Origin of the sequence: uncultured Nevskia sp. (genome assembly GCF_903885465.1) — a bacterium.
Taxonomy (GTDB): Bacteria; Pseudomonadota; Gammaproteobacteria; order Nevskiales; family Nevskiaceae; genus Nevskia.
Genome location: NZ_CAISIQ010000209.1, coordinates 1 through 7,967, shown reverse-complemented (window position 1 = coordinate 7,967; position 7,967 = coordinate 1). Strand labels below are relative to the sequence as shown.

9 protein-coding genes are annotated in these 7,967 nt (G+C 64.3%); 1 reads left to right on the top strand and 8 read right to left on the bottom strand.

Going from position 1 to position 7,967, the window contains the following annotated elements; genetic code table 11:
- The 8 genes from QZY06_RS07935 to QZY06_RS07900 form a co-directional block, all read right to left on the bottom strand.
- A partial coding sequence (locus tag QZY06_RS07935; protein WP_295682574.1) for a helicase HerA-like domain-containing protein occupies nucleotides 1-1,078 on the bottom strand: 1,078 nt, incomplete at its 3' end.
- Between the two features lie 42 nt (nucleotides 1,079-1,120).
- The gene (locus tag QZY06_RS07930; RefSeq protein WP_295682573.1) at nucleotides 1,121-2,341 is read right to left on the bottom strand and encodes a di-heme oxidoredictase family protein; all 1,221 of its coding nucleotides are present in this window, start codon (nucleotides 2,339-2,341) and stop codon (nucleotides 1,121-1,123) included.
- Between the two features lie 18 nt (nucleotides 2,342-2,359).
- Nucleotides 2,360-2,896 (bottom strand): hypothetical protein, encoded by a 537-nt coding sequence (locus QZY06_RS07925; RefSeq protein WP_295682570.1) that lies wholly within the window; start codon nucleotides 2,894-2,896, stop codon nucleotides 2,360-2,362.
- A 5-nt stretch (nucleotides 2,897-2,901) separates the two neighbouring features.
- Complete coding sequence (locus QZY06_RS07920; protein WP_295682567.1) at nucleotides 2,902-3,777, bottom strand: TonB-dependent receptor; 876 nt, start codon at nucleotides 3,775-3,777, stop codon at nucleotides 2,902-2,904.
- Between the two features lie 3 nt (nucleotides 3,778-3,780).
- Entirely contained in the window at nucleotides 3,781-4,923 is a 1,143-nt protein-coding gene (locus tag QZY06_RS07915) for a TonB-dependent siderophore receptor (RefSeq protein WP_295682565.1), read from the bottom strand.
- A gap of 112 nt (nucleotides 4,924-5,035) precedes the next feature.
- Nucleotides 5,036-5,827, bottom strand: coding sequence for a TOBE domain-containing protein (locus tag QZY06_RS07910; RefSeq protein WP_295682564.1), 792 nt, complete (start codon nucleotides 5,825-5,827; stop codon nucleotides 5,036-5,038).
- Entirely contained in the window at nucleotides 5,824-6,909 is a 1,086-nt protein-coding gene (locus QZY06_RS07905; RefSeq protein ID WP_295682562.1) for an SMP-30/gluconolactonase/LRE family protein, read from the bottom strand. The genes QZY06_RS07910 and QZY06_RS07905 overlap by 4 nt, the downstream gene beginning before the upstream one ends.
- A 120-nt stretch (nucleotides 6,910-7,029) precedes the next feature.
- A complete protein-coding gene (locus QZY06_RS07900; protein WP_051144391.1) occupies nucleotides 7,030-7,656 on the bottom strand; it encodes a TetR/AcrR family transcriptional regulator in 627 nt (208 codons plus the stop codon).
- Between the two features lie 182 nt (nucleotides 7,657-7,838).
- Between QZY06_RS07900 and QZY06_RS22170 the strand changes: the two genes are divergently transcribed.
- The coding region (locus QZY06_RS22170) for a DUF4124 domain-containing protein (RefSeq protein ID WP_367275589.1) at nucleotides 7,839-7,967 on the top strand (129 nt) is incomplete at its 3' end.

Genomic DNA, 7,967 nt, shown 5'->3' with positions numbered 1-7,967 from the left:
CGAGCTGCTGAATCGCTTCGGAGACATCGAGCTTCGGGTTGGCGCGGAAGGTTTCGGCGGCTGCCTTGACTGCCTTCTGGTCGCGCGGTGTGAACGCACGCAGCGCGTGCTGCACGCGATTGCCCAACTGGCCGAGCACGGCATCGGGCAAGTCCAGCGGGTTCTGGGTGACGAAGTAGACGCCGACGCCTTTCGAGCGGATCAGCCGCACTACCTGCTCGACTTTCTGGACCAGCGCTTTCGGCGCATCGGTGAACAGCAGGTGGGCTTCATCGAAGAAGAACACCAGCTTCGGCTTGTCGAGGTCACCGGCTTCCGGCAGGCGCTCGAACAGTTCGGACAACAGCCAGAGCAGGAACGTCGAATACAGCGCCGGCTTCTGGTAGAGGACATCGGCGGCGAGGATGTTGACGACGCCGCGGCCAGTCATGTCCTGGCGCATCAGGTCTTCGAGGTCGAGCGCCGGCTCGCCGAAGAAGCTTTCGGCACCGTCGGCTTCAAGCGCGATCAGCCCGCGCTGAATGGCACCAATCGAGGCTTTGGAGATCAGGCCGTAATCCGAGCCCAGCGTCTTGGCGTTCTCGGTAACATGATTGAGCGCCGCTTTCAGATCCTTCAGATCAAGCAGCAGCAGGCCGTTGTCGTCGCAGAACTTGAACACCAGTTGCAGCACCGCTTCCTGGACGTCGGAAAGATTCAACAGCCGCGCCAGCAACAGCGGCCCCATGTCGGAAATCGTGCCGCGCAGCGGATGGCCCTGGGTCCCGAACACGTCCCAGAACACCACCGGGTAGATGGTCGGCACGTAATTGGCGAGGCCGACCTGGGCGGCACGCTCGACCAGCTTCGGCTTGATCTCGCCGGCCATCGCCAGACCGGACAGATCGCCCTTGATATCGGCGGCGAACACCGGTACGCCGAGATCGGAGAACCCTTCGCAGAGGCTTTGCAGGGTCACAGTCTTGCCGGTGCCGGTGGCGCCAGCAATCAGGCCATGACGGTTGCCGTACTTCGCCAGCAACCATTGCTGTGCGCTGTCTGCGTCCGCGCCTTTGCCGATGAGTATCTGGTTGTCCATGCCGTAGCGCTCGCGAGTGGAATCGTTCGCTAGCTTCGGGGCTCAGCGCGCTGAAAGCCAGTCCAGCAGGCGGTTGCGTTCGGCAACCGTGCTGCGTTCAAAACGTCGACGGGCTGATGCCGCTTCGCCGTCATGCCAAAGCACGGCTTCTTCGATGCTGCGCGCGCGACCGTCATGCAGCAGCGCATAAGGCGGCCGACGTACTGCGTGGCCCAGCCCCCACAGCGGCGCGGTGCGCCAGCGCGACGGCTGAACCTTGCCGGACACGCTGCGATCGGCCAGTCCCGGGCCAAGATCATGGCGGCGCAGATCGGTATACGGCGCGATGCTGGCAAGCCCTTCGATGCCGCTGACCGGCAGGCTGTTGCGATGACAGTTTGCGCAGCCATGCCGTTCGAACAGCGCGAGTCCGGCTTTCTCATATGGCTGTTCCAGTGCCGGCGACTCTGGCATTGCTAGTAACCGTTGATAGGCGATGACGGCCGCCAGAAACTCATCCGAAACTTCTGGCTCGCCGCCGGACTCGGCCGCGCGGCAGCGGGTATCCGCCGCTCCGCAGTCGTCCTGTGCAAAGTCCGCCGAGGTCAGCCCCATGTCCTGCGCGAATGCCTGCGCCGTCTGCGCGGCCAGCGAGGGCACATTGCCCTGCCAGCCGAAACGGCCAGTCGCGCTGTCACCAGCGACTGGCACGGCATCGAGCAGGCCGCTGCCGAACAGCGCCGGCGCCAGTCGCGGCTTGATGACCGTGTCGTTTCGCAGCGGGCCTAGCCGCATCTCCTCGAAACGGTACGTCGGCACCCGCAATGACCACGGCTGGCCATCCGGATACCGGCCACGCCGCTCGGTATAGCTCAGGCGTATCTGTGCCTCCGGCTGATAGCTGTCGATCGCCGCGGTGTTCAGCACATGGCCATAAGAAGGATCGGCTGCCTTGCCGTCGGGGCCACCGAGCTGGACCACCATCGAAACCGGGATCAGGCCGGGCTCGACCGCCGTCCGGGCGCGGGCGCCGTTGCTGTGGCAGGCATCACAGCTTGCGGCGTTGAACACCGGCCCCAGCCCGTCGATCCGCTCGGCGCGCGCCGCACCGGCCGGACGCCAGCTGGTGTTGAACACGGTCAGGCCCAGCTCGTGCAGCGCCTGCTCGGCGTCCGTCAGCGGACGCCAGCTCGGCGGATCGCGAGGATCATCGAAGGGCTGGATCACCTGTACCACAGAAGCCGGAACTGCAGCGAACGCCAGCAGCAGCGCTGCCCAAGCCAAAAGGCAGCGCATCCGTCTTCAGGGCGTCGGCGGCACAGCCGTGATCGCGACTCGCACGTCCGCATCGGCAGCGCCGCTGAACTGCAGTAGCAGCTCGGTGTTCGCCGGCAACTGATAGAGCACGACCTTGCGCGGCCTTTCGCAACCGGGCGCGCCGCCGAAATCGCTTGACGCGATCGCCTTGCCGCTGGCGATCACGTCGATCCAGATGCCGTGGCTCAGCGAGACCCGATAAGCCCCCGCAATGCCGGACTTGAAACGGACCAGCCCCGCCGACACACCATCGGCCAGCATCTTCTTGCCTGGTGTTGCCGCGAACACCACCTGAGACTGCTCGGCGAGCGCCAACTGATAAAGCTGGCTGGTCTCGATCAGCGGCGCCGCTGCAGCCGAAGCGCCCACCGCCAGCGCCTTCGCATCACCCGAGAACAGCGCACGCTCGGCGGCGACGTTCCATTTGAAATCCATGCAGGGATCTCCGGCGAACACCGGCGAGGTCAGGCCGGCAGCAAGCAGCAGGCTGAAGCAGGACAGGCGCATCGGCGTGGTTTTCATGGCGATCAATAGCGGTAGTCGACCTGCGCCAGCCAGGTGCGGCCAGCCTCGAAGAAACCTTCCTCGTATGCGTACAGCTCGTCGAACAGATTGCGCACGCCGAACTCGAAGCCGAGTTTCGGCACTGGTTCGAGGCGGACGAAGCTGTTGACGATGGTGAACTGCTCGGCGACGCGCTTGCTGTCCGTCGTGCTGTAGCGCTTGGTTTCGTGCTGCAGATCGGCGCGCAGACTCAGCATGCGCTGCGGCTGCCATCTGGCGGCGAGGCGGTACTTCTGCTCCGGCGTGTTGATCGGGCGGATGGCCGGGCTGCTGCGGTTGTCACGATCGAGCAGGCTGGCCTGGGCATCGAACTTCCATTGCGCCGTCGGTGCCCAGCCAAGTGCCAGTTCGCCGCCGCGGTTGCGCTGCTTGCCGACGTTGCGCTGCTGGAAGCAGGTCGGATTCGGCGCGGTGCACAGGCTGCGGTCGACGGTGACGTTCTCGATCGCATCATCGAGATCGGACTGGAACAGCGCCGCACGCAGCTCGACCTTGTTCCAGCGCTGGGTCCAGTCCAGTTCGTACTGCAGCGCTGCTTCCGGCCCCAAGGCCGGGTTCGGGATCGCTGCGCCGAGACGGAACGAAAAGCGATCCTTGATCGTCGGGAAACGGGTCTTGCGGCTGACGCCGGCAGTCAAGGTACCGTTGTCGGTGGCGGCCCAATTCACGACCAGTTGGCCGTTGTGGGCATCGGCGCGGCTGGTGTCGAACGGCACCAGCACGCCGTTGACCGCGTTATCGGCTTCCTGGCCGTCCTGCACGGTGTACGAGTAGCCCGGCGTGACGGTCACGGTGTCGGTCACGCGGTAGACATGTTCGATCGCCAGCGCATACGACAAATCTTACGAGCGCTCGCTCGGCGAATTGATGGCGTCGACCTCGCGGTGGACATCCTGCTTCAGGTGCAGCGCTACACGCGTGGCATTGCGCGGATCCCAGCGCCATTCGAAATCACCGTTGCCGCCGACCGTGTAGTCGTCGTACTCGCTGCCCTTGAACGCATACGGACGGCGGAATGTGGTGTAGGTCGCGTCGTCATACGAATCGAGCGCGTTCTTGAACTGATCGTAATAGGCGCGCCAGCGCACGGTCGCCTGGCTGCCCAATTCGTTGCGCGCGGTGAAGTAGAGGCTCTGCTTGTCCCAGTAGGGCCAGCGCCAGAAGCGGGCCTGCACACCCGTCGCGCTGCCGGCGTACGGCGGCACGTTCTTTTCACCGTCCTGCCGGTAATAGCTCAGCGCGTATTCGTCGCCGCTGTCGGCGACGTAGCCGAGCTTGGCGCTGACCACCAGATCGCGGCTCTCGGCATTGTTGCGGGCGCCGCCGTCCTCGTTGGCGGTCGGCTTGAAGCTGTCGGGCAGGCTGTAGCCCTCGGCGTTGACGTAAGACGCGGTGGCGTGGCCGTACCAGTTGCCGCGGATGCCGCCGATCGAGCCGACCACGCGCGTCTGCAGCGTGTCGTTGCTATCGCCGGTTTCGGAGGTGTAGCGCAGCGAGGTTTCGAACGGTTGCGTCGGCCGGCGGCTGATCACGTTGATCGCGCCGCCCAACACGTTCGGCCCGTACAGCAGCGACGCCAGGCCCTTGCTGACCACGATCTCGGAAACGTAGTCGACGCCGAAACGCGACAGATCGACATTACCGTCGTACGGCACATAGACCGGCACGCCGTCGATGAACAAAGGGACTTGGCGGCTCGAAAAGCCGCGCACCGAAATCAGCCGTTCACGGCGCTGGCCGACGTTCTGGATTGCGACACCAGGCAGCAGATCGAGGGCCGTCGACAGATCGTCGCGCTGGTACTCGCGCAGCGTGGTCGCGTCGATCTTCTCGACCATCGCCGCCGCCAGCGGCCGCTTGGCGATGACTTCGACAACGCCGAGATCGAATACCGGCGTGGCTTCGGCGGCGCTGGCCGCAGGGGTAGAGGTTTCATCGGCAACTGCTGCCGTGCCGAACGCGAACGCAAGCGCAAGACCGGCCATCCCGAGCCGGTGCAAAACTGAAACCATGAAATTCCCCAGACGTTATTAGTATTAAAGCGTTTTAACTTTATAGCGAATAACGGCTACGGGACAATATGCGACTGAAAGCCGATCAGTCGAGTCTTACGAGAATGACGCTGGAGGCATTGAACAGCGCGATCACCGGCTGTCCGCGGCGCAGGCCGAGCGTTTCGATGCTGTCTTCGGTGACGACGGCAGCGAGCGTCTGTCCGCCCGGCAATTCGAGTACCACTTCGGCGCTGACCGCGCCGCGCTTGATGCGGCGGATCACGCCTTCCAGCCGGTTTGCTGCCGAGCAGGCCAGCGGCGTGGCAGTGACGGCGGCGAGCATGATCCAAGGTGCCTTGATCAGCGCGGTCAGCGGCGTGCCGCGCTTGAGCTGCAGCAGTTTGGTGCTTTCGCGGGTAATCGTGGCGACGATCCGGCCACCGCCGCCCAGTTCGAGACTGATCTGATCGTTGACCGCGCCGGTCTGGATTTCGACGACTCTTCCCGCCAGTTGATTGCGCGCACTGCTGAGCATCGTCAGCCGGCCGAGTACCGGCAGATCGCGGCTGGCATTGGCGTGCTCGCGTTCGATGCGCGCAACCAACTGGTTCTGCTCGGTGCGCAGCTTTTCGTACAGCGCCAGCAGCTCGTGACCGCGTTCGGTCAGCTGGGTGCCGCCACCGCGTTTGCCGCCCGCGACGCGATGGACCAGCGCTTCATCAGCGCCGTTGTTCAGTGCATCGATCGCATCCCAGGCGCCCTTGTAGCTCATGCCCACCGCTTTCGCGGCCTGCAGGATCGAGCCGGTTGCGGCGATCGCCTGCAGCAGCTCGAAGCGTCGGCGGCCGGACGGCGAAGCACCCAGGGTCTGCAGCAGTAGGCTCGCTGAGTTCAAGGAACGATCGGCCCGGCGAGCGGCGACGCGGTGTCATTGACGACCACCTTCAACACCTGGAAATGGTCCGGCAGCAACAGACCGGTCGCGAAGGCGTGATTGGTGACCAGCGCATTACCGAGGCCGTCGAAAGCCAGATTGGCCGGCGAATCGAAGGGCGCCAGCGGCGTCAGCAGCGGATTGCCGATACGGGTTGATTCAGTGCCATCCGGATTCAGGATCGAGATGCCGTTGGAGCCCGGTAGCGCCAGCACGACGTAGAGTTTGCCGCTGGCGCCGAAGGCGATGCCATCCGGAGCGCCGGCGTAGTAGCGATGGAATTCAACGAGATCCGTCTTCTTTGGGCTGGCAACCAACGGCAGGCTGTAAACATGGCCGAGGCCGAGCAGGTCCAGCGTCACGGTGAAGAAGATGCGCTTGCGGTTCGGCGACAGACGCAGGCCGTTGACGCCGACATAGGCCGAGGCCAGCCGCGAATCCTGGAACCAGATCTGAGGCTTGCCACCGCCGGCCGGCACTTTCCAGATCGTCGCCTGCAGGGAATCGGTGACATACAGGTTGCCGGCGTCGTCAAAAGCCAGATCGTTCGGTAGCGCAGGCAGATTCACCGGCGTTGGCGAGCAGGGCTTGCCGCTGAGAATCGAACAGGCACGAAGGTCCGGGTATGGAGGCGTGTAGTTTGCCTGCACCTCGGTAGCCAGATCGAAACGCAACGTGCCGAGCTGGTTGTTCAGTACGTACAGACGGCCGGCGCCGTCGAAGGTCAGGCAGGAATTGGCGTGTTCGGCACCGAACACGGTTTCGCCCTCGGTTTCCAGCGTGCGCAGCAGCTTGCCGTTGGCAAGGTCGTACTCGAACACTCGCGATGGCTTGCCATTGAGCACGGTGCCGAGCGTTGCCGGGCCCGCAACGTAGACACGCTTGCCGCGAACCGCGATGCCTTCGGGAAAGCCGTTGGGAATCGGCACCTGTGCAAATACCGAGACATCACCGAACTTCGCGGCCTGTACGGCCGGAATTGAGATCAGCGCGGCAGCAGCGAGAAAAACGGCTTGAGCAATACGGGCGAGACGGATGGACATGGCTAGGCTCCCTGGGCACCGGCGGTCATCGTGGCCGATTGAATCGGCTTATCTATTGGTCCGGCTCGCAGCCGGACGCAGTAGTGTGCTCGCGCCGCACGCCAGACAGAAGCCCTGCTTTCAAGCCTCGCCGTCGACTGGCCCGCCCGGCCGCGGCACCAGCGTCTTCAGCATCAGCTTGAAGTAGGCACGGAAATCTTCGTCGACCGGAAACTGCTCCGGCGTATCGCGATGCACCTGCTGGTTGCCGATGAAAGTGGCGTAGGCGAATGTCGACCACAGCCGCGCATCGAGTTCGGACAGGCCCAGCGCCCGGTAGCACTGGTTCAGGTAGTTCAACCGATTCGCCGACACCCGCTTGACCACTTCGCCGACCGCCGGATCGTCGCTGGCCGCTGCCAGCGCCAGATACAGCCGGCCGGCCTTGTAGCTGGAGTTGGCCTGCTTGAACAGACGGACGATGCGCTCGTAGGGATCGGTCATTTCCTCGACACCGGCGCGGGCATCGATGGTTTCGTGCCGCTCCCAGAGCTTCAGCGCTTCACGCAGCAGGGCTTCGCGGCTCGGGAAATGCCAGTAGAAGCTGCCCTTGGTGACGCCGAGCCGGCGCGCCAGCGGCTCCACCGCCACGGCATCGAGCCCGCCGGTGGCCAGCGCATCGAGCGCCGCCTCGGCCCAGGCTTCAACACTGAGACTGGACTTCACGGCATCGCTGCCGCGTGCGCCCGGCGATTTCTGATTCGACATCGGCATCTAAATTCGTTTATCCCGTACGTTGAAGTATGGAAACGACTGTACGGACCCCGGCATACGGGGGCAAGCCCCGGCCATCCGGCATGTGACCTGGAATGCACCGGCGCTGTTCCGGCAAATCGAGCCGTCTGGCGTCGTTGATTGTTGTGCCAGCGGCGCTTGCCTAGACTCGGGCCATGAACATGCTTCGAATCTTGCTGCTGGCGATATGCCTGCCGATGACTGCCGCCGCGGCCGAGGTTTACGGCTGGGTCGACGCCAATGGCGTCAAGCAGTTTTCCCAGCAGGCGCCCGTGAAGGGCGTG

Bases quoted from the DNA above. Each gene is read 5' to 3' on its own strand.
- QZY06_RS07925 (WP_295682570.1), bottom strand. From the start codon at position 2,896: ATGAAAACCACGCCGATGCGCCTGTCCTGCTTCAGCCTGCTGCTTGCT.
- QZY06_RS07915 (WP_295682565.1), bottom strand. From the start codon at position 4,923: ATGGCCGGTCTTGCGCTTGCGTTCGCGTTCGGCACGGCAGCAGTTGCC.
- QZY06_RS07905 (WP_295682562.1), bottom strand. From the start codon at position 6,909: ATGTCCATCCGTCTCGCCCGTATTGCTCAAGCCGTTTTTCTCGCTGCT.
- QZY06_RS07900 (WP_051144391.1), bottom strand. From the start codon at position 7,656: ATGTCGAATCAGAAATCGCCGGGCGCACGCGGCAGCGATGCCGTGAAG.